The following is a 20,429-nucleotide window of genomic DNA, read 5'->3' on the forward strand; positions in this document are numbered from 1 at the left end:
TAATCAAACTTGACCCAGAGCCGGACGTTCAGCTTGTGAAGGCTCTCTATTTGCCGCTCAACTGGTTTTCTGCCGCGATCTTAGAAGATATTCCGAACCTATGTCATCGCTCGTTGTCGGATGAGACCAGTGCATTCGCGACGCGCGCGCATGGTCATCAGACTTTTACGATCATCTCCTCAAGGATCGGAAACGGGTCGCAATTAAATTCTTCCCAAAACGCTTCGCTCGATCGTGAGCCGTGGGTAAACTCATCGATAATCTGCCTGACGACGCAGTTATGGTAGCCGGCGAGCCACTCGAATTTCGCGCGTACCTTGTCGGTGGTTTCCTCAAGCTTGTTGCGAACCAGTTCGGCATGGCGGCCGAGAAACTCGAAATATTCACCGGGGTGGTCAAACTCTGGCTCGCCGCCCGCGAGATAGTCAATAAACCTTGTACCATCGGCGTCGACCCGCAGCAGCTTGTCGACATAGCTGATTTCCATCTTGGAGCTATGGCCTTCCTTATGCAGACGGATGTCTGTGAGAAACGTCTGGTAGGCGCTCTGGTCGATGACAATACGTGGGTAAACCGCCTCATGGGTCTCAATCTCGTAGGCACGCACCATCGCCGGACCAAACACTGGGCCTTTGCCGTCAAATCCGACATGCGCGTCTCCGATCGTCACGCCGGCGCGGACCACCACCCCATTTCCCACACACTGGATCTGCGCGTGGAGCAGGTCGAGCAGTTCGTGGAAGAACGCGCCGTCACGATACTGAGTATCGAAGACGCGCACACGAACCACGGCATCCGAAACCGAATCCGCGAATGGCCGACTATAAAGCCGCGCATCTTTCATCCGTCGCGGTTTCTCGATCTCGTCCGGAGCGGTGAATTTGCGCAGCCGCAGCATGATGTCGCGTATGTCGTGAGCATGGCGCTTGGCGAGAAGATCGCGAAAGCCCAGTACGTCGATGAAACTGACGATGCACGGCTCATAGCCTTCACCCGGCACGCGTGCCGCAATTTCGGCTGCTAGCTTTTCACGAGATTGTCTTCGACGTGCGGCCGTGCGCTCTACCGACTTCACGACTTCAGCGACTGTGCGGGCGGGTGTTGATGGCTTTACCATGGTCATCTTCTAATCTTCTGGGGCATCCAACACTGGTCGCCATAGATGCTATCTGCTCCGTCAATATAGTCATATGTCGTCGTGGATACAGGAGAAATGAACGTCAGATTCAGCGATATTCTCAAGTGCTTTTGTCAGCCTCTGTCATGGTCTGGTGGTCGGATGGCTCTATGTCCCGCGACAGCTCCTTGAGGAACCTGTCTCCGGTTGCCAAACGCCTGCCGAGCGTCTGCATGAAACCCTTGTAGCGTTCGTTGCCCTTGGCGCGGGCCGACGCCTTCGCGGAATCCGGCACTGGCGGCGTGGTGGTCAGCCAGAAATGGACGAACAGCGAGACGGCCTCGCCGAGCACGGCGAGGTCTTCGTCAAGCGTGTCCATCTGGCGGCCTAACTTATCGATGCGGCGCGACATGGCCGCTTCCAGCCGCTCGGTCGTATCGCCCGATAGAAAGGACGCGACTGCCGCCTCCACGATGGCGGATTTCGAGACGTTGCGCCGGAGCGCCAGCGCCTCGACCTGTTTCAGCAAAGCCGGATCGAAATAGACGTTCATGCGGGTGCGCGCAGTCATCGGCGTTCCTCTCAAAGCTCGATGCCGTCGCCGGGGTCGAGCGAGGCTTGCCGCGCCACCACCCGCATCCGGGCGCGCATCGTCTTCGCCTTTGCCGCGTCAACGTCGGGTTCCCCGTCGAGAAGGTCGAACTCGTGCTCGGGTGATGGCTGCGGCGCGACGATTTCCTCATGCTCGGGCAAATCCGGTTCGCGGCGGATACCGGCATTGGCAGGATCGCCGCCCATGTCGTCGGCGGTCGCCGGAGGCATGTGGTTCCCCGACACGGTGACGCGGCCGGTCCAGTCATCGGACGGGACGGTTTCTACTGCTGCCAGTTTGGGTGGCGTCAGGATGCGCTCCTGCAAGCGCGCGTCCTCGAAATATCGGGCCTTTGTGGCGCGGATCGGGGGTGTACCGGCGACCATGACGATTTCGTCGCTGGGGGGGGAGCTGCATTATCTCGCCAGGCGTCAGCAAGGGCCGCGCGGTCTCTTGCCGCGACACCATGAGATGCCCCAGCCAAGGCGAAAGCCGGTGGCCGGCATAGTTGGTGGAATCGCGCATCTCAGTCGCGGTACCGAGTGCGTCCGACACTCGTTTGGCCGTGCGCTCGTCGTTCGTGGCGAAGCTGACGCGGACATGGCAATTGTCGAGAATGGCGTTGTTCGGTCCATAGGCGCGCTCGATCTGGTTGAGGCTCTGCGCGATCAGGAATGATTTCAGGCCATAGCCTGCCATGAAGGCGAGCGCGGATTCGAAGAAGTCGAGCCGGCCGAGCGCCGGAAACTCGTCGAGCATCAGCAGCAGGCGATGACGCTTGCCCGATGTCGTCAATTCTTCGGTCAGCCTGCGGCCGATCTGGTTGAGGATCAGCCGGATGAGTGGCTTGGTGCGGTTGATGTCGGACGGCGGGACGACGAGATAGAGGCTGATCGGCTTTTTGCCGCCGACGAGATCGGCGATGCGCCAGTCGCAGCGCGCCGTGACGCGCGCCACGACAGGATCGCGATAGAGGCCGAGAAACGACATAGCAGTCGAGAGCACGCCCGACCGTTCGTTGTCGGACTTATTCAGCAGCTCGCGCGCCGAGGATGCAATGACAGGATGAACGCCAGCTTCGCCGAGGTGCGGCGTGTCCATCATCGAGCGCAAAGTGCCTTCCACCGGGCGCCGGGGATCGGACAGGAAGTTGGCGACGCCGGCAAGCGTCTTGTCAGGCTCGGCGTAGAGCACGTGCAGGATCGCGCCGACCAGCAGCGAATGGCTGGTCTTTTCCCAATGGTTGCGCTTGTCGAGGCTGCCCTCCGGATCGACCAATATGTCCGCGATGTTCTGCACGTCACGGACTTCCCATTCGCCTTGCCGAACCTCTAGCAGCGGATTGTAGGCGGACGATCCGGTATTGGTCGGGTCGAACAAAAGGACGCGGCCGTGTCTCGCGCGGAAGCCTGCCGTGAGCGTCCAGTTCTCGCCCTTGATGTCGTGAACGATGGCAGAGCCAGGCCAGGTCAGCAGCGTCGGCACGACGAGGCCGACGCCCTTGCCGCTGCGGGTCGGCGCGAAGCACAGCACATGCTCGGGGCCATCATGGCGCAGATAGTCGCGCTCATATCGGCCGAGCACGACGCCATCGGGATCGAGCAGGCCGGCGGCACGGATTTCCGTATCGTCGGCCCAGCGCGCGGAACCGTATGTCGCGACGTTGCCGGTTTCGCGCGCGCGGATGATCGACATGGTGATGGCGGCAACGATGGCGATGAAGCCGCCAGATGCGGCAATGAACGCGCCTTCGGTGAAGATCGCAGGTGCATAGGCGTCGTAGGAAAACCACCACCAGAAGAAGACGGGCGGATGGTAGATCGGCAAGCCGGCCAGTTCGAACCAGGGGCGACCGAGTTGCGGCTGAAACCCCAGCCGCCATGCCGTCCATTCCGTCGCCGCCCAGGTCGTCATAACGACAATGGCGAAGACAACGGCAATCTGACCCCAGAGTATTCGACCTCCGCGCATACAGGCTCCAATTGGCAAGAATGTTGGAGCCGATCAGAGAATAGGCATTCTCGCGAGTTGCAATAGCCGATGTATGCCGCGAGGGCCGCCGGATACCATGGCGTAGAAATAGGACGGTCGGGGATCAGCGATGGCTCTAGCACCGCCCCTCACCCGCAGTTCGGGCCACCCATACCCGGAATGCCTCGGCCGACTTAGCGACAGTAAGCGCGCATAAGGTGTGAAATGTGGAGTGAGCTGCGTGACGCTATCGCTCGGTGCCTCGGCCTCCACAGCGATGTAGCTTTCCGCCAGAAGCACCGACGTTATCATTGTGTCGGAGAAAGGCCATACCCACCGGTAGGCTACGCTGACGGTAGAGACCGGCCCAAGGTGCTTGCGAGATCAAGTAGACTCCTCAACGTTGCGTTTCGATTGTAGGGTGACCAAACTGCGGAAAATGGGATCGGCTCGGGTTCATCCCGAAAGGGGCGAAATGCGACTCCTGGGAAATCCACTAACGCGGCGGCCTGTCCAGCAATCGAAATGCCAAATCCCTGTGCAATCATCTGCAACAACGTACCGCGCTCGACATCGCAACGGAGGATCGAGGGTGCGATTGTCCAGCGCCCCGCAAGCCGCATAACAATATGGTCATAGGCCTGCGGCCCTGTACCACTCTGGCGAACCAGGAATGCTTCCCCGGCCAGATCATCCCAGGTAACCTGATCGCTATCGGCAATAGGGTGATTGATCGACAGTACGACAACAAGGCGTTCGTGCCAGATGCGGCGCGAGTGACAATCGGGCAGATCTGGGGCTCCCGCGACGAACGCAATGTCGAGCTGGTCGGCACGGAGCTGGGTAATGATGTCACGCGCGCTACCTTCGGTGATTTCGATTGCGACATGTGGGTGAGCCGCTCGATATCGGCAGATCAGGTTGTCAAGAAAGCTGCCCGGTGTCAGGGCGTAGATGCCAATACGGAGGCGCCCAGTGTCGCCCCGTGCGAATGCACCGGCAGTTTTGATGGCATGATCGAGGTGCTCGATTCCGGTAGCGACGCCTTCGACGAAATGCCGCCCAGCTTCGGTCAATCGAACGCCTCGGGCGTGGCGCTCGAATAGAAGTATGCCAAGATCATTTTCCAGAGTCCTGATGCGTTCGCTGACACTGGACGGACTGACACCGAGAAACTTAGCCGCATGTCGAAAGTTCAAATACTCGGCGACTGCCAACGTTTCCACCAGTGAGATCATCGGAATCCGCCCGCCAAGGCACGAGCGTGATTGCCAATTTTCGGAGAGTTTGTTGAGGCGCCTCATCGCTGGTTACCCGAATGGCGTGGGTACGCGCGCAGACACACAGCGGCTGCCGTACTTGTCCGACGGGCTTGATAGTATGGGCCGATGGGATCCAGAGTTTAAGGCTGTCTCTTGCTTCAAAGATTCGACCGTCCTTAACGCGCCAACACCGCCAGCCGGTCAAGCGCCGTGGCGAAGCCCTGCAGCGAAATCGAGAGCACAACAGCTGAATTGTCGTCAGCGACTGCCTTGACTTTGAGTGCCACGCCGGCCCGCAGCGCTACCAATACCGGCGCATCGAAGCTGACGTTGACTAAACAGCCGCGGGGCAGGCAGGTGCGGAAGCGAAGCGGCTGCATCGGAGGCTTCTCGTCGATCTGGAAAGTCACACCTGAATCGAGCGCGAACCCAAATGGCAGGACCAGCGTGCCGGCGACGCTATTGCCACTCGGCGCGTTGAGCTCGATGGCGAGTACGCGCTGGCCGTCCTGCTGTGTCTGCACCTGGGATAGTACGCAACGTTTGACGTTCCCCTGCTGGGCGCAGGTAACACGCCAATCCTTGTAGGTCTCATTAAGCGAGGATGCGCCTCCCGGAAGGTTCGCAGCGGCTCCACCCGCTGGTTGACCGTCTGTTTGGGCCTGTGCGACTTCGAAGCGCTGCGGTGCCGGATCACCTTGCCTGTCAGCAATCGGCGCGGCCATGGTCGGGGTTGAGACCGCTCCTTCCGATACGAACCCCAGGCTGACGCCGCCGGCAATAGCCACCGCTGCGAGGGAGGAACAACAGATGAAACGCAGTTTCTTGCTCATCATGCGAGCGCCTTTCGTTCATTTGTGCGCTGCGCATAGAGATCCAGCAGGGCCTGGAAGCTTTGCAGGGACGCGATATGGAGGTTCACCAGACCGAGCCAGCCCTTGGCATGCCACTCGGCAACAGTTTTCTTTGGAAGCGCCCGGAATGCCTCTTCGTTCACGGCACAAAAGCCGTTCACCTGATGCTGCAATCCATCCGCCAAGCGGAAATCGGCATGATAGGACTCCAACATCTTCGCGGCGATCAGAGCACGGACGAAGGCGATCGTGTTGGTGTAGTCAATGTGATAGGCATGACAGAACGCCATAGCACCTCGGGCCATAGGCGTTGGCTGGCCCGCTTCGTCGAAGACGCGCTGCGCATCGCGCCGTACAGTCACGGATCCGATGAATCGGTCACTAGCACGATCCACCATGAGCAGTTGCTTCGCCCGGTCCGCCGTCTCCATGGCGATGAAGGGATAACGGCGCACATAGGCGGGCACATAGCTTCCCGCCTGCCAGCTTCCGTCACGCTCGATGAAGAGATTGTGGTCCTTTCTGATCGCGACAAGTGCAATCGGAGAGGCTCGCTCGCCCATTGCGAACACGATTGGGTAGTGACGCATAGCCACGGCGAACTCGCCGATGCAGAGCGGAATGGCGACAGCTTCGCGCGCGAAGCTGAAACCCATGGGCGGTGCCAAACCGGCGTCACTGTGCTCCTCCAGGCGAAGAAGCACTGGGCTCTTGTAGAAAAGCGGAAGCGGTGGTGCACTAGCTTTGGTCTGATTGTCAGTTGTCAAAATAAATTACAATCCTTTTCATGGTGCCACGCCGAGAGCGCTGAACTCAATTGACGATGCACTTTCCGGAACAAGTTCCGGTCAACCGAAGGGCGATACACTTTACCGACCAGGGGAAGATCGCTCCTCCCCGATCGACCTAATACGACGAGGGGCATGTCGCACTCAGAACGTGATGTTGGAGGGTCGAATGATGGGTCAGGAGTTCCCCTTGGGCCTTCCCCACGTGCGCAGTGACCGCATCTGCTCATCAAAGCGCGCCACGCGAGCCAAGGCGTATTCATTCGGCTGACCCGCAGCAGGTAACAACGCCTCTGAAACAGAAGGGGCCGCGCGCGCCGCCGCACCGTTTGCCACCATCGCGGTGGCCAGACGCTCTCCTGCACTCCCGTGGAGGGCGGTCCAACGCTCCCGTACCAGATCCTTGAACAGCCACCCCTGGCCGAAACGGGCGCCTGCGTTAAGAGCCGCGGCAAGATGCTCCTCGGTCTCGATGCCCTCCACAACGACGATGGGAGCGAAGGATCGGGCAGTCGCAATCAAAGACGCCAAACCTTCACAATGTGGAGGCGCCTGGCACAGACCATCGAAGCAACTACGATCGATCTTGATGATGTCCCATTGGACATTGAGACCGTAGAGGTAATGTGCGGTTGCGTAGCCCGCACTGAAATCGTCGATTGCAAGCCGGCACCCAAATTTCCGAATTTCCGCCAGCCGCTGCACGACATCAGGAATCTCTCGAAGCGGTGCGCTTTCCGTAATCTCCAGCGTCAACCGCTGCGCAAGCAAGGGGCGGGCAGCAAGACGACGCATAAACGCGGAGCAGCCTTCCGCGTCGACGAGCGTGTGTGGGGAGATATTGCAGCCGAAACGGGCAAGCGGCTCATCGGCAAGAGCATCCAGTGTCAGATCAACCATAGCGGCATCAAGGAACCCAATTCCGCCGTCTTTTTCCAACTCGCCGATGAAGTCACCGCCCTTGAGCAGGACACCCTCTGCGACCATCATGCGAGCCAGACATTCGCTATAAAGAGTACTGGCGTCGAAATTGACGAGATCAACGACGGGCTCGGCGGAGAAACCTAGCTGAATCTCCGCCGAGCCCCCGTCAGGCCCGCCGCACGGGTTTTGGTGAATCGCGTTTGGAGGCAGCATACTCATTGCTGCCCCTCGATTGTGCGCGAAGGGGACAGCAGATAGCGCCGCACCCGAGCCCGCACTTGCGCTTCATCAACGCCGAGCGCGAAGGCGGTTTTCTGCCGATCGCCTTTGAAATGCACTAACGTGCGCAAAATCAGTTGCCGTTCAACCTCTTCAAGCGACCGACCGACGAAAATCGCGGCAGCCTCCCCAATGGTGCGAGGGGTCAATTCACCGGACTTGCAGGCCACCTGGCCGACGATATGATCACACAGCCGCTCCACGCTCGCAGTGATCAGCACGCAGGCATTCGGCCCGTCCTCGCGGAGAATAAAGTACCCCGTAGCCGGGTCAATCTCGACCGAGAGCCGCGCTTCCCTGCCGCCAATCGACAATGAGGGTTCGTCGTCGCCCATAACGGACACGAAGCCCGACCGACCCGTCGTCTCGTGGACGGAAAAGAGCAGCTCCAGTTCCGCGCCCAGAATCTCAAGTCGAGCCTTACGAAAAGAGACTTCCTGTTCCGGCGAGCGCTCGCGTCGGCCGAAGGCAACGCGCGCCGCCACCTCACGCATAGGTGATCCATTGACCGAGCCTGAAAACGTGCGAGGCGACTTCATAGAACACCTCGCGCCCACCAGCCGACTCCAGCTGACAGAACGATGACGCAGAGGAGAACGCCTGCGTTGAAGAATTCGCCACTCAACAGCGCGCCAGCTATGAAGCCGGAGAGAGCAGCCGGAATCATCGTGATGACGACGGGCGCGCGATCTTCGCTCCGATCGTCGTTAACATCGGAAGCTCGGTTCTGTGAGCGCAGGAAATCGGACATCACAGATCTCCTCCAGCAGCCGCACTCCACAGCACGAGCCCGTCGCCGCCGCAACCGACCTCAATGCGGAATGGGGATCGAGAATAGCGGCGGGCCCGTCGGCTGCATCTGATCAAGTTCGAAGAGAGCATTCCAATCCCCCAAGGTAGCAATCATGTATCTGGCTCTGATTTTACTGGTTGGGGGCAGTCTGTGCTTTTCATCTGCTGCGGAATAACATTCCCAAGCTGCGCATTTCCCGGGATGGGATTGGCTTGAGCCATTGTATCCATCAGAAGTCAGCTTGTGTTGTGGGATTTCCAAGCCGGATGCTGTGAATGATTGAGGCGAGACTCTCCCACGAAATAGATCGCGCTGAAAAAATCGAGGTCAATATTGTCGATCGAGACCTAGCTTTTATCAGATAAATATCGAACCTATTCAGCTGCTGAATTGTCTCCGAACGACAGGTGCGTAAGCAACGCCAGTTTCGATTGAAGTATCGGACGGCGGCTCGAAAGCACATAATACGACGGCAAGGAACTTGCCCGGATAGGCGCGATGTAAAAGGCGAGTTGTTTGATGCCAAAAAGGGAATCGGTGTTGACGTCTCTTACACATCTCGAGCGGTTGGAAGCAGAAGCGGTCCATATATTCCGTGAAGTCGCCGCAAGTTTTTCCAAACCTGTCATGCTCTATTCGATCGGCAAGGATTCGTCGGTCATGCTGCGTCTGGCGGTGAAGGCTTTCTATCCAGCCAAGCCACCTTTTCCGTTCTTGCATGTCGACACGAACTGGAAATTCAAGGAGATGATCGCCTTTCGTGACCGCATGGCGGCTGAGTACGGTTTCGATCTGCTCGTTCACACCAACGCGGAGGGCATCGAGCAACAGATTTCGCCCTTCACACATGGGTCCAGCATCCACACCCATGTGATGAAAACGGTCGCGTTGCGTCAAGCGCTCGACAAATTCGGTTTCGATGCTGCCTTCGGCGGCGCCAGACGCGACGAGGAAATATCGCGAGCCAAGGAGCGCATCTTCTCTTTCCGCAATGCCACTCATGGCTGGGACCCTAAGAACCAACGCCCTGAGATCTGGAAAACTTATAATACGCGTGTGGCTCCGGGAGAATCGATCCGGGTTTTCCCACTCTCCAATTGGACTGAGCTCGACATCTGGCAGTACATCCTCAAGGAGAACATTCCTATCGTGCCGCTCTATTTCGCGGCACGCCGGCCGGTTATCGACAGAGACGGCATGCTGATCCTGGTGGACGACGAACGCATGCCCATCCTGCAGGGCGACAAGGTCAAGGAACGCGTTGTTCGTTTCCGGACACTCGGTTGCTACCCTCTTACAGGTGCAATCGACTCCGATGCCTCCACTTTGGAGGACGTGGTGCGCGAAGTGCTGACCGCGCGCACCACTGAACGCCAGGGCCGTATGATCGATAGGGATGAGGCCGGCTCAATGGAGAAGAAGAAGCGCGAGGGATACTTCTGATGGGGGCCGCCGCCGCGGGGCTCACCGACTATCTGCGTGAGCAGGAACACAAGTCCTTGCTCCGTTTACTCACCTGCGGTTCCGTGGATGATGGCAAGTCGACCTTGATCGGCCGCTTGCTCTACGACACGAAGCTGATTTTCGAGGACCAGCTCGCCGCGCTGGAACGAGATAGCCGCAAGCGTGACACGACAGGCGGCGAGCTCGATTTCTCGCTTCTGGTCGACGGGCTGGAAGCTGAGCGCGAGCAGGGCATCACGATCGATGTCGCTTATCGCTTTTTCGAGACGTCCCGTCGAAAATTCATTGTCGCCGATACGCCTGGCCACGAGGAATACACCCGCAATATGGCGACCGGGGCCTCGACTGCCGATCTCGCAATCGTGCTGGTCGATGCTCGCCAGGGCGTTGTGCGCCAGACGCGGCGCCATGCTTTCATTGCTTCGTTGCTTGGCATTCGACACATTGTGCTCGCCGTGAACAAGATCGATCTCGTCGGCTACGACCAGACAGTGTTCGACGGCATCGTCGCGAACTTTCGGGCCTTTGCAGACAATCTTGGACTCGCAACGCTCTTGGCGATCCCGGTGTCCGCCCGCCAAGGCGACAATGTCACGGCGCATTCGAAGAATACACTTTGGTATCGCGGGCCCCACCTACTCGAACATCTCGAGTCCGTTCAGATCGAACATGTCGATAGTGAGAAGCCCTTTCGGTTTCCTGTGCAATACGTGACCCGCCCGGATCTCGATTTCCGAGGATTCTCGGGCCAGATTGCGTCAGGAACCGTCGCTGTAGGCGATCATGTGACTGTTGCAAAATCGGGCCAAACGACAAGGATTAAGAAGATTGTTAGCTGGGACGGATCGCTGGATCACGCTGTCGAAGGGCAGGCAGTAACGCTCGTGCTTGAGGATCAGCTTGAGCTCTCCCGCGGTAACATGCTCGTAGCGTCCGACGACCGCCCGACTGTCGCCGATCAATTCCGGGCCCATGTCATATGGTTCGACGCGGTCCCCATGATCCCCGGCCGCACATATATCCTTCGCACCGAAGCGGACTGCACAGAAGCAACCGTGACCGCTATCAAATATGAAGTGGACGTTTACACCTTGGCCCGCCTTGCCGCCAAGGCAATCAGCATGAATGGCATCGCTGTCTGCAACTTTGCATCCCGCTCCTCGCTTGCCTTCGATAGCTATGCCGCCAATCGCGTGACCGGGAACTTCATTTTGATTGATCGGATGAGCAACCGCACGGTTGGAGCCGGCATGATTGATTTCGGGTTACGTCGGGCTGAGAACGTACATTTGCAGGCGATCGATGTCGATCGTGAAGCGCGAGCGGCCCTCAAGCACCAGAAGCCTGCCGTCGTCTGGTTCACTGGCCTGTCCGGCTCCGGCAAATCCACAATCGCCAATCGTCTGGAAAAACTTTTGCATGCCAGCGGGCGCCATACGTGCCTGCTCGACGGGGATAATATTCGCCATGGCCTGAACAAGGATCTCGGTTTCACGGCTCAGGATCGCGTCGAGAACATCCGCCGAGTGGCCGAAGTCGCACGATTGATGACCGATGCAGGTCTGATCGTTCTCGTATCCTTCATATCCCCCTTCCGATCCGAGCGGCGCTTTGCCCGCGAACTCATGGTCGAAGGCGAGTTCATCGAAGTGTTTGTTGACACGCCGATCACAGAATGCATGCGGCGAGACACAAAGGGCCTCTACAAGAAAGCGATGGGGGGCAAAATAGCCAATTTCACGGGGATCAGTTCACCCTATGAGGTGCCGGAAAATCCCGAAGTCCATCTCGAAACTCTCGATACGACGCCCGACGAGCTAGCTAAGTTGCTCTGCACACTTCTCAATAAGCGATAGAGACATGCGATCCTCCATGGATCTTGCCGACAAGGGCAAAATCCACAGTGTTTTCTTCATATTTTGCAAGAAGACGCCTTATACCACTTGCACATGATGCGGGTTGAGAGCCTGGTTGTCCCAGAACACATCGTTTTGGTACCGAGCGAACAGATCCGGCGGCAGAATGCTCGCACGCTTTGTTGGCTCGACTTTCGGGCGCACTGTGTGCAAGCCGGGCGTCCCCAACCGTCGATCAAATTCGTCAGCGTCATAACGGATATTGTTGAAGTCATGGGCAAATACAGGCTCGCCTATGAAGTCGTAGACGGCAGCGATTGCACGCTTGGGCTCGCTGGTCAGCGTTTCATAGCGTAGCAACATCAGGTTGGCTGGATCAGCACCATAGAACGCCTGTTTCAGCGCATTGTAGGCAAAGCCGACCATGCCATCGCCTTTGGAAACGCCCTCGGCTCGCGAGTAAACAGTGCCTCCGGCGTTGTAGTTGAATATGCCTGAAGGCTGAAACGGATTCCGGGAAACAAGCCGCTCGATGCTGTCGACAATCCATGACACTTCTCGAACGCAAGCGATGACTTTCCCATGCGGAAAGAGCTGCTTAAGCTGATTCAACTTGCTGCACCAAACGCGATTGGTGTCGAAGATCACTTCGGCGTCGAATTCCGGCCCATAGTAGCCGTCAAAGATGCCCATCAAGATTCGCTGCCGCTGGTCGTTGGTAATGAAAACCGCGCTTTCGTTGCGGTCGCTAAGCTCGTTCGTCAGTGTATCGACGACACCCCCCACTGGTCCGCTCATGCTAGCGTGAAAGCGCGGGTTTTGCCGCAGAATGCCTGACAGCAACGTCGAACCGGACCTTGGAAGACCAGAGATAAAATGAAAGCGACGATTTAGGGCTTCTCCAGTCAAGAACATCTCCTAGATTCAATAGAGGAAAAACAGTGGTTGTGCGCCAATGCCGACCGGTCCTAACCTTTTCCTGGTACGCATGACGGTATCCGACGAAAGCACTTGAATTGGCTGATCGTTCTCAACACCAGAGCCGTTAGGCTCTTGCTACGGTCCGCCCGCCATTTCCATCACGGCATGGTCTTTGCGGAACAGCCTCGACCCGTTGTCATTGCGGGCCCGCCTTGGCCCGATCGGCGAAAATGGTCATCGGGGAGAGGATCGCGCCTCCCCCCGATGACTGAGTGCGGCAGTGGGGTAGTGCCGCCCTCAGAACTTGACGTTGAAGTTGGCTCTGACGGACTGGTCGGAGACGCCTGAGCCGAACTGGCCGCCATAGCTGATGCCGAGGGTGGCATTCTGCGTCAGCGCGTAGTCCAGACCGGCTTCGACCACTGCTGCGTCACGGGCAATCGGAACTCCGCTGACCGAGAAGACGTCGCCACCGCCAAAACGCACCTTCGAGAGCGGCGTCGCGTTGCCATAGGCATGCCGCCAGCCGAGCATCCCCTTGGCCGTCAGGGTCGCGCCGTTGACGTCGAAGGTGGTTGAGGCGCGCAGGCCCAGCGTCGTGAATGTCGCATCCGTCGTCGTCCCCTGGCTGGTCAGAGCCGCAGCTCCGCCGGTTTCGGAGAAGGCGTCGGTATGGAGGTTCACATAAGCGAGGTTGGCGAAGGGTTCGAACGCGACGTTGCCCGCGCGGATGCCGTAGCCAACCTCGCCGAAGACCTGCGCCGTGCCGGCATTGTAGTCGCCCTTCAGCCTGTCACTGAAGCCCGGGAACGACACATTCCGCGACGTCGAGATGTCATGCAAGGTGTAGGCCGCGCCGGTCCGGAAGGCGAGGTCACCCCAGCTCGTGCCGCCGTAGAGGCCGATGGAGTAGTTGTCGCTGGTTCCCGACGAATGGCGATCCTTCGCATCGAGGCTGGTGCGGCTGTAGCCGACAAGCGCGCCGAAGCGCCAGGTATCGAAGACCGGTGCATCTGCACCGATCAGGAAGCCGCCGGTCGAGCGGTCGAGACGCGCGGCATTGCCGTCGCCATTGGTCTGCCCCCAGGAGCCGAAGCCCTGACTCCAGACCGCGAGGCGATCGGTGGCGGGCACGTTTTGCGGCCCTCCTTCCGCATAGCTCATGACCGGCATCGGCGTTGCGCCGCCCCCATCAAACGCCGCGCGAATGCGGTCGTTGACAATGTTGCGCAGGAAGCGGCTGTCCTCGATCATCGTGCTGCGGGCAGACGCATGGATCTCGCCGGAGAGCTGGTCGAAGGCATTCTGCGCCTGCGGAGCCGAGAGGTTCAGCACAGCATCGTAGACCGCGTTGCCCAGGCCGAGGCCCTCAACACCGCCGCCGACGGCCACCTGGTTGCGGGTGATGCCGACACTGGCAAAGCTAATGTCGTTGCGGGCGACCGTCAGATAGACGTTATTGGCGTCATAGCTGAGCAAGGGATCGAGGAAAGCGAGGTTCGTGGTCACGCCCGTGAACGTGCCACTCACTCCGCCCGCTGCCGTAAAGATGGTGTAGGTCGTCCCCTTGGCATAATTGCCCGAGCCCGCCGTCACTTTGACGGAGCCGCCGTTGATCGTGGCTGTACCCGATGCATTGATCTTGTCGCTCTGCCCTTCTGCATTCACGTCGACCTCGTAGATAGAGCCGGCATTGAAGGTGATGGTGTTGACATCGAGCGTACCGAAAGCACCCCCGGTCACCGGGTCGCTGGGCGAAATGGTGTCATCGACCATAACGTCGCCAAAGCTGCCGGTGCCCTCCAATTTACCGGAAGCGGCCACGGTGATCGTGCCACCCAGCTTGCCATTGAGAACAAACGTGCCGTTAGCGACAGTGGTCGTACCCGTGAAGCTGCTGGAGTCGCCATTCAGTACCAGGCTGCCGGCCCCACCTTTCGTCAACGATCCGGACCCGGTGATCGATCCATCCAGCTGGAGGGTCGTGCCGGCAGCGGTGTCGATACCGCTGTTTGCCGTGACGTTGATGTTGCGGCTGGTGGTGATGTTCGCCGTGGTTTGCAGCGTTCCACCGTTCAGCGTCAATCCGCCGCTCACATCGCCGAGACTGCCATCGTCCGAGATACTCAGCGTGCCCTCGTTGATGCTCCAGGGCGTCAGCGCCGTCGTCGTGCCGGTCAGTCTCCAGGTGCTAGCTCCGTTCTTGTCGTACTCGGAGAAATCCCGAAACTGAGCGGTCTGCCCGATCTTCGAGGCGTCAAACTCCGCGTCTTCGTCGCCACCGAGGATAAACGTGTTGGTCGCCACCGTTGACGCGTTGGCATTGCCGACATTGCCATTGACCTCATATCCCGCCTGCAATTCGAAGCTGTTCGTGCCGCCGGTAAAGGTGCCGGCATTGGCCCGCTTGGTGTTGCTGCCATCCATGCCGCCGCTGATCGTGCCGGCGTTGACTACGGTCACATTGCTGCCCGAAAAACCCGAACCGCCAACCGTTGACACGCCGCCCTTCTTATTGACCGCGCCTTGTCCGCCCTGGATGGTCGCTCCTGCATTGTTCGTGATCGTCAGCGTGCCGCCAACGCCGCCAATGCCGTCGCCACCTGTATTGTTCGTATAACGCTCCCCATGATAGTGGGCACCGGCAGCGCCAGCTTTGCCTCCTTGGATTGTCCCGTAATTTACGACCGTGACATTACCATTGATAGTGCCGCCCGCACCACCTCGTGTATATGCTTGGCCACCAGAGCTGCCACTTGCGCCGCCGCCCGCGCCGCCACGACCAATCGCCGCACCACCTGCGCCTGCGCCTTGACTTAGATTCGAGCCCCCCCACCCCCATTCCCACCAACGATGGTGCCCTTGTTGATGATGTTGACATCGCCATTGATATCGCCGCCAGCCCCCCCAAGGCTTTCGATTCTGTTGCCCAAGCCGCCGCCCCCGCCGCCGCCGACACCGGCACCGCCACCACCGCCATTGAAGGTGGCGTTTACGGAAACACCACTGCCACCCTGAATCGTGCCCGCGTTGTAGATGGTAAAGCCACCGCTCAGGCCGCCACCAACGCCGGAAGTGCTCCGCCCTGAATATTTGCCGCCGCCACCGCCACCGCCACCGATGCCCGCGCCGGCACCACCGCCACCGCTGTAACTCGCGAGGCCACCCCGACCACCTTGAATTTTATTGCCAGCACTAGTGGTGATGGATGATCCAGTCGCGGTCCCGTTGGCACCCGCCTGACTGCTCGTCGCCCCGCCATTGCCGCCGACGATGACGCCGTAGGAACCACCGTTACCTCCGGCAAAAGGCTGAGGACTGGCTCCGCCCCCACCGCCCGCGCCGGCTCCGCCCCCGCCGCCGCCGCCGTTTGCGGTACCCGCTTTACCGGCCCCATCGCCGCCCGTGAAGTCAGCAGCATACGCCACAGGCGCCACGAGCGCGGCAGCAAAGGTCACAGTCAGAGCCACGGTGCCGAGTAAGAGCGCCCGACGTACGGGAAGCGAACGAGCCTTGCGGCAGTCATTTGTCTTAAGTCCGAAAATCGGGTTTGTGGTGGAGGATGGCAAGTATTCTGTAGTATTGCTTTCGATAATGTCTTTCATATTCTCTCACATCCCCGTCAAGACCGCACGCCGGTGGCTACGGTAGATTCACGCATTGCTTGCGCATTTTTACCGAGTTGGGGGCGTTTACGCTTTTCGGGGACTGCGGAAGAGCATTCCCGGACTGCGAAATGCGGGGGCGCTGAATTGGATTGCGCCCCAGATGGAGCAATAGTCGACACACACTCGAGACGCCGCCCTAAGGCGGCTGGGACGGCATCAATTATAATTGAAACACAGTCGGCTCTATTTGGAAACAAAACAGAGCTAAGAAAGCAACAATCCGATGATAATCAGGATTTTTGAAACAAAAAAATGCATAATTATTGCAAATATACTTATGTTTAGCGCTTGCTCCGTGCGCGACGATGACAGATTTGTCGAGCGCAAAAGCCCAACGCCTTTCTTTGAGGACCTATATCGAAATGCGCCACTTCAGCGATATCTCGATGAGATGCTCACCAAGCTCTCTGCCTCGTCAGGTGGGCAAACAGAGATCAATCACGTCACCGTTTTGAGGTCCTCGAAAGCGAATGCCTTTGCCGTCCCGTCTGGCGATCTCTACATCACAGTTGGCCTTCTTGCGCTGGCTAACGATGGCTCGGAGGTGGCCGCAGTTATGGCTCACGAGATCGCCCACGTGATTGCTAGGCATTCCTTGCTGCGCATTGAGCTCGAAAAGGCCGGACAGGCGCAACGGTTGGCAAGCGTCACACGCCAACAGGAACTCGAGGCCGATGCAATAAGCGTCAAGGTCATCGGCCAAGCAGGTTACGACCCCTATGGCGCTGTGCGCATGCTGCAATCCCTTGATCGCTCGGCCACACAGCGAGCGCTGTGTGCCAGTCAGAAATGCAAGTCAGCCAAGCCAGACACCCCGGCGATGCACCCCTCCACGCTTGTTCGCATCAACTACGCGATCAACGAAGCGCGACAATTTGGTCCGCCCGGTACCGGCAATCGCGACCGCAAAGCATTTTTGAACGCCGTTCGCGACATGACGCCTTCCTGAAGGCTGCGTCGGAAGACAGTCGCACGGCTTTAGAAGCAGGGGTTGGCGCATCAATTCTGCGGCAGGCAGGGGCTGCTCGCCAATCCGAGTGAGGCCGACGCCGCAATCATTCCCACCTTGGTTGTGTGGCAGCGCACCAAGGTTACCGATGCTTCAGACCTAGCCGAGTTTTCTTGGCCAATACGGATCGAACTTCAGCATAGGCAGGAGAAACCATGGGATAGTCAGGCGGAAGCCCCCAACGCGTACGATATTCGTCCGGGGTCATGTTATAAGAGGTCCGCAAGTGCCGCTTCAGCGATTTAAATCTCTTTCCATCCTCAAGGCAGATCAAAAAATCGGTGGAAATCGACTCGGTCACCGACACCGCAGGCATCAGCTTTTCCTCAGCTAGACGCGTACGGCCGCCACCCAGGCCAGCAATGGCTGCATATGTGGTTGCGATCAGGTTTGGAAGATCGGTTGTGGGCACGTGGTTGTTCAAAACATAAGCCGAAACGATATCGGCAACCAGACCGATTAGGTGTTCTCTGGCCTCAGCCATCATTCGCTCCAAAGAGTTGGATGACCGAGACGTGAGCCCGATCACGATGTCACTTAAAACCTTGTTAAGCGGCCCAAACGGTGGACTGTTACAAAGATCGATCGGGTGAGGATACCGGGGCGGCAAAAACGTCGCTTTTCAGGGACTGCGAAAGCGCATTCCTAGACTGAGAAATGGGGGCCGCAGAGACCAAGTTGGAAGATGCAGTCCCGGTATATGTCTCATTCGAACAGTTTTGCTCCGCGGGAGTCGATCTGTACGTTGTGGTCAGTCTTCTCGCTGCAATTCTACCGTTCTCCGGGCGCGGTAACAGCTCGCTGCGCCGATTGATGCGACGCGCTGCGGAAAGGTGCACAGCAGGGCGAAGTCAACACCAACGGGGCCGCCATAATGGCTGCAGATGAAGACGATGGCCACCGGACTCTTTCAGATCTGAGGCGTCCATCCGGAGCGACTGAGTCCTGAAGTGGCTCGACAGTCTCCGCATTGTGCCGTCGCTCGGATCTACAGAAAGGACACTGGGGATTGCCCCGCAGCCGCGCCATTTGGCGCACGATGAGGTTGCTGCCGGTGACCCGTCTGGTTGCGAAACTGGGAAGGAGTAACACCCTCCGACTTTCGGAAGGCCCTGGCGAAGTTCGCTTGCGATGAGAACCCTACAGCGAAGGCAATCTCGCTAATGGGGCTCTCTTCGCTGAGCAGGCGCAATTTTGCTACCGCCAAGCGTTCGCGGCTGACCATTTCATGTGGTGGATAACCCGTAGCGAGTCGGAAGCGGCGCGCAAAATGAGCCGTGCTCATATTGGCGACCTTTGCCATCTGGCTGACGGTAAGTTCACCGTCAAGGTTTGCACGGACAAACTCTATCACGCGCGCCAAGCGGCGCCCGTCTAGAGGTCTTTCAACACTTGCGGTCTCCTGCGGCTGGACATCGGTGATCGAGTAGTCACTTGCGAGATATGCCGAGAGAACACCCTCAAATGCCTTGACAAGCCGGCTGGGAGAACAATCCGGCATCCCGATGGCGATCTGCGAACTTACGCCACTGCTAGCATTGCGATCGAGCAGCACATAGTCCTTTATGAAGGCGAAAACAGATTGAATGACGCTTGAAAGCGGGACATTCTTTTCGTCGCTGATCAGGCGACCATCGGTCAACGGCATATGAACTTCGAGTCCGGCTGCCTCCAGCTGCGAGCGTAGCTGATCCAAGGTCCCATCCCTATACTTGTGAGGGGGAACGAGAACAAATAGCATATCTATTCCCCCCACTATTTAAGGAACCCCGACGAGCAACGTCTTCTGCTGTCGTAAATCCAAAAATTGAGGGGTTAGGCGCTAGCGGAATTGCGCTCGGCTTTATCGGATTTGTGCATTTTTCCGCGAAGGAGATCGTCAGCGCGGCATCTTGGCCAAAGTTTCAGAGGGTCTTTCCCCGTACCGGGCATTATATTGGGCTGCAAACTCCCCAAGGTGGCAGAAGCCCCATCGCAGCGCAATTTCAGTAACCGTTGTACAATCCGGCGTAGCTATGCGGAGCGCGTCATGAACCCTCTCCAGGCGCTGCGCCCGGAGCCACCGGCAGGGAGAGATTCCGAGATCACGTTGAAAGCCTGCCTGCAGGCTCCGCAGGCTCACTCCGCAATTTTTCGCGACATCGCTCAGCCGCACTGGCTCTGCGATGTGATCACACATGTATTCCATGGCGCGACGAACCTGAAGATGAGGGGCAGCACTACAGAAATTGTGTATCCTTTCGCTCCAGGAGTTCGGCTGACTCAAAAGAAGCGAGGTCGCGAACATGTCCTGCAACTGCGGAAACAGTAGCCGTGTTGATGTGTTGTCCAGCGCAGCCAGATTTGTCGCAGCTTCGACCAGGTTGGCCCACAATTGAGGAACGGTGCGCAATGCGACGTCGAAACGAACCTGTTTTGCCGCTTCAATACCCACTATGTTCGCGAGAGCGCTCTCAACAAAAACACGGTCGATTTTCACGATGACCTGATCAAACGCGCTGTCCAGTTCAAACCGGAAGCTCTCATAAGGCCCGATTATCGCGCCTTTTCCAGGAGAGAGATCCATCGCGTTCGATCCAGAGTGGAATCTGGCTGTGCCGCTTCGCGGTATGCAAATGCAAAATTCGTTATCCTGCGGAACGACCGAGGTGATGTCGACAGGCGCACCATAACGAAGTCGATTGATCGAAACGTGATCTCCGCAATTTATGCTATAGAGGTTTGCGTTGAATTCTTCGTATTGCCCACTGACTGTCAGTAGATGTGGCCTTAGAGTGCGTTGGCATATGTCCAAGGTTTCATCGATATCATTGCTTGCGAGCAACAATTTCGTTTGCGAACTCACGAGACCCGTTGTCAAATGTGCAAATTCTAGCATTGAACTCGCCAATTTTAGTTAGAGCATAACATCTTAGTCCTGGCGCTCAACAT

General features: G+C 58.3%; 17 protein-coding genes and 1 pseudogene. 3 read left to right on the forward strand and 15 right to left on the reverse strand.

From position 1 onward, the window contains the following. Positions 1 to 157: 157 nt before the first annotated feature. From ACT54B_RS03275 to ACT54B_RS03315, 9 genes and pseudogenes are all read right to left on the reverse strand, one after another. Positions 158 to 1,123, reverse strand: coding sequence for a hypothetical protein (locus ACT54B_RS03275; RefSeq protein ID WP_476042829.1), 966 nt, complete (start codon positions 1,121 to 1,123; stop codon positions 158 to 160). 115 nt (positions 1,124 to 1,238) lie between these two features. Beyond that, positions 1,239 to 1,688 (reverse strand): ribbon-helix-helix domain-containing protein, encoded by a 450-nt coding sequence (locus tag ACT54B_RS03280; protein WP_476042830.1) that lies wholly within the window; start codon positions 1,686 to 1,688, stop codon positions 1,239 to 1,241. 11 nt (positions 1,689 to 1,699) lie between these two features. After that, a pseudogene (locus tag ACT54B_RS03285) lies at positions 1,700 to 3,680 on the reverse strand (conjugal transfer protein TraG). A gap of 344 nt (positions 3,681 to 4,024) precedes the next feature. After that, positions 4,025 to 4,918, reverse strand: coding sequence for a LysR family transcriptional regulator (locus tag ACT54B_RS03290; RefSeq protein ID WP_476042831.1), 894 nt, complete (start codon positions 4,916 to 4,918; stop codon positions 4,025 to 4,027). Positions 4,919 to 5,118: 200 nt separating this feature from the next. Beyond that, the gene (locus tag ACT54B_RS03295) at positions 5,119 to 5,778 is read right to left on the reverse strand and encodes an invasion associated locus B family protein (protein WP_476042832.1); all 660 of its coding nucleotides are present in this window, start codon (positions 5,776 to 5,778) and stop codon (positions 5,119 to 5,121) included. Further along, a complete protein-coding gene (locus tag ACT54B_RS03300; protein WP_476043492.1) occupies positions 5,775 to 6,500 on the reverse strand; it encodes a SapC family protein in 726 nt (241 codons plus the stop codon). The genes ACT54B_RS03295 and ACT54B_RS03300 overlap by 4 nt, the downstream gene beginning before the upstream one ends. A gap of 261 nt (positions 6,501 to 6,761) precedes the next feature. After that, complete coding sequence (locus ACT54B_RS03305) at positions 6,762 to 7,727, reverse strand: EAL domain-containing protein (protein ID WP_476042833.1); 966 nt, start codon at positions 7,725 to 7,727, stop codon at positions 6,762 to 6,764. Beyond that, entirely contained in the window at positions 7,724 to 8,281 is a 558-nt protein-coding gene (locus ACT54B_RS03310) for a helix-turn-helix domain-containing protein (RefSeq protein ID WP_476042834.1), read from the reverse strand. Before ACT54B_RS03310 ends, ACT54B_RS03305 begins: the two co-directional genes overlap by 4 nt. A 41-nt stretch (positions 8,282 to 8,322) precedes the next feature. Further along, a complete protein-coding gene (locus ACT54B_RS03315) occupies positions 8,323 to 8,538 on the reverse strand; it encodes a hypothetical protein (RefSeq protein WP_476042835.1) in 216 nt (71 codons plus the stop codon). 579 nt (positions 8,539 to 9,117) lie between these two features. Between ACT54B_RS03315 and cysD the strand changes: the two genes are divergently transcribed. Together cysD and cysN are read left to right on the forward strand one after the other, a co-directional pair. Next, entirely contained in the window at positions 9,118 to 10,023 is a 906-nt protein-coding gene (gene cysD / locus ACT54B_RS03320) for a sulfate adenylyltransferase subunit CysD (protein ID WP_476043493.1), read from the forward strand. Then, the gene (gene cysN / locus ACT54B_RS03325) at positions 10,023 to 11,900 is read left to right on the forward strand and encodes a sulfate adenylyltransferase subunit CysN (RefSeq protein ID WP_476042836.1); all 1,878 of its coding nucleotides are present in this window, start codon (positions 10,023 to 10,025) and stop codon (positions 11,898 to 11,900) included. Before cysD ends, cysN begins: the two co-directional genes overlap by 1 nt. A 78-nt stretch (positions 11,901 to 11,978) precedes the next feature. On the opposite strand, the gene ACT54B_RS03330 is transcribed toward cysN, so the two are convergent. The 3 genes from ACT54B_RS03330 to ACT54B_RS03340 all read right to left on the reverse strand — a co-directional run bounded on the left by ACT54B_RS03330 (position 11,979) and on the right by ACT54B_RS03340 (position 16,426). Further along, positions 11,979 to 12,809 carry a sulfotransferase family protein gene (locus ACT54B_RS03330; protein ID WP_476042837.1) on the reverse strand — a complete coding sequence of 277 codons (831 nt, stop codon included), beginning with the start codon at positions 12,807 to 12,809 and terminating at the stop codon, positions 11,979 to 11,981. A gap of 309 nt (positions 12,810 to 13,118) precedes the next feature. Continuing rightward, on the reverse strand, positions 13,119 to 15,323 hold the full coding sequence (locus ACT54B_RS03335; protein ID WP_476042838.1) for an autotransporter outer membrane beta-barrel domain-containing protein: 2,205 nt from the start codon (positions 15,321 to 15,323) through the stop codon (positions 13,119 to 13,121). Between the two features lie 314 nt (positions 15,324 to 15,637). Next, a complete protein-coding gene (locus tag ACT54B_RS03340; RefSeq protein ID WP_476042839.1) occupies positions 15,638 to 16,426 on the reverse strand; it encodes a hypothetical protein in 789 nt (262 codons plus the stop codon). 286 nt (positions 16,427 to 16,712) lie between these two features. Here ACT54B_RS03340 and ACT54B_RS03345 point away from each other — a divergent pair, with 286 nt between their 5' ends. After that, positions 16,713 to 17,438, forward strand: coding sequence for a M48 family metalloprotease (locus tag ACT54B_RS03345; RefSeq protein WP_476042840.1), 726 nt, complete (start codon positions 16,713 to 16,715; stop codon positions 17,436 to 17,438). Between the two features lie 142 nt (positions 17,439 to 17,580). Here ACT54B_RS03345 and ACT54B_RS03350 read toward each other — a convergent pair whose 3' ends face one another. From ACT54B_RS03350 to ACT54B_RS03360, 3 genes are all read right to left on the reverse strand, one after another. After that, complete coding sequence (locus ACT54B_RS03350; RefSeq protein ID WP_476042841.1) at positions 17,581 to 17,985, reverse strand: Ros/MucR family transcriptional regulator; 405 nt, start codon at positions 17,983 to 17,985, stop codon at positions 17,581 to 17,583. Between the two features lie 501 nt (positions 17,986 to 18,486). Next, complete coding sequence (locus ACT54B_RS03355) at positions 18,487 to 19,194, reverse strand: helix-turn-helix domain-containing protein (RefSeq protein WP_476042842.1); 708 nt, start codon at positions 19,192 to 19,194, stop codon at positions 18,487 to 18,489. Positions 19,195 to 19,377: 183 nt separating this feature from the next. Continuing rightward, entirely contained in the window at positions 19,378 to 20,376 is a 999-nt protein-coding gene (locus ACT54B_RS03360; RefSeq protein ID WP_476042843.1) for an AraC-like ligand-binding domain-containing protein, read from the reverse strand. Positions 20,377 to 20,429 lie beyond the last annotated feature (53 nt).

It is taken from the genome of Gellertiella sp. DMC107 (assembly GCF_056313605.1).

Coding starts and splice junctions, on each gene's coding strand:
- ACT54B_RS03340 (WP_476042839.1), bottom strand. CDS start 16,426: ATGAAAGACATTATCGAAAGCAATACTACAGAATACTTGCCATCCTCC.
- ACT54B_RS03315 (WP_476042835.1), bottom strand. CDS start 8,538: ATGTCCGATTTCCTGCGCTCACAGAACCGAGCTTCCGATGTTAACGAC.
- ACT54B_RS03295 (WP_476042832.1), bottom strand. CDS start 5,778: ATGATGAGCAAGAAACTGCGTTTCATCTGTTGTTCCTCCCTCGCAGCG.
- cysN (WP_476042836.1), top strand. CDS start 10,023: ATGGGGGCCGCCGCCGCGGGGCTCACCGACTATCTGCGTGAGCAGGAA.
- ACT54B_RS03345 (WP_476042840.1), top strand. CDS start 16,713: ATGATAATCAGGATTTTTGAAACAAAAAAATGCATAATTATTGCAAAT.
- ACT54B_RS03310 (WP_476042834.1), bottom strand. CDS start 8,281: ATGCGTGAGGTGGCGGCGCGCGTTGCCTTCGGCCGACGCGAGCGCTCG.
- ACT54B_RS03360 (WP_476042843.1), bottom strand. CDS start 20,376: ATGCTAGAATTTGCACATTTGACAACGGGTCTCGTGAGTTCGCAAACG.
- ACT54B_RS03290 (WP_476042831.1), bottom strand. CDS start 4,918: ATGATCTCACTGGTGGAAACGTTGGCAGTCGCCGAGTATTTGAACTTT.
- ACT54B_RS03305 (WP_476042833.1), bottom strand. CDS start 7,727: ATGAGTATGCTGCCTCCAAACGCGATTCACCAAAACCCGTGCGGCGGG.
- ACT54B_RS03275 (WP_476042829.1), bottom strand. CDS start 1,123: ATGACCATGGTAAAGCCATCAACACCCGCCCGCACAGTCGCTGAAGTC.
- ACT54B_RS03280 (WP_476042830.1), bottom strand. CDS start 1,688: ATGACTGCGCGCACCCGCATGAACGTCTATTTCGATCCGGCTTTGCTG.
- ACT54B_RS03350 (WP_476042841.1), bottom strand. CDS start 17,985: ATGATGGCTGAGGCCAGAGAACACCTAATCGGTCTGGTTGCCGATATC.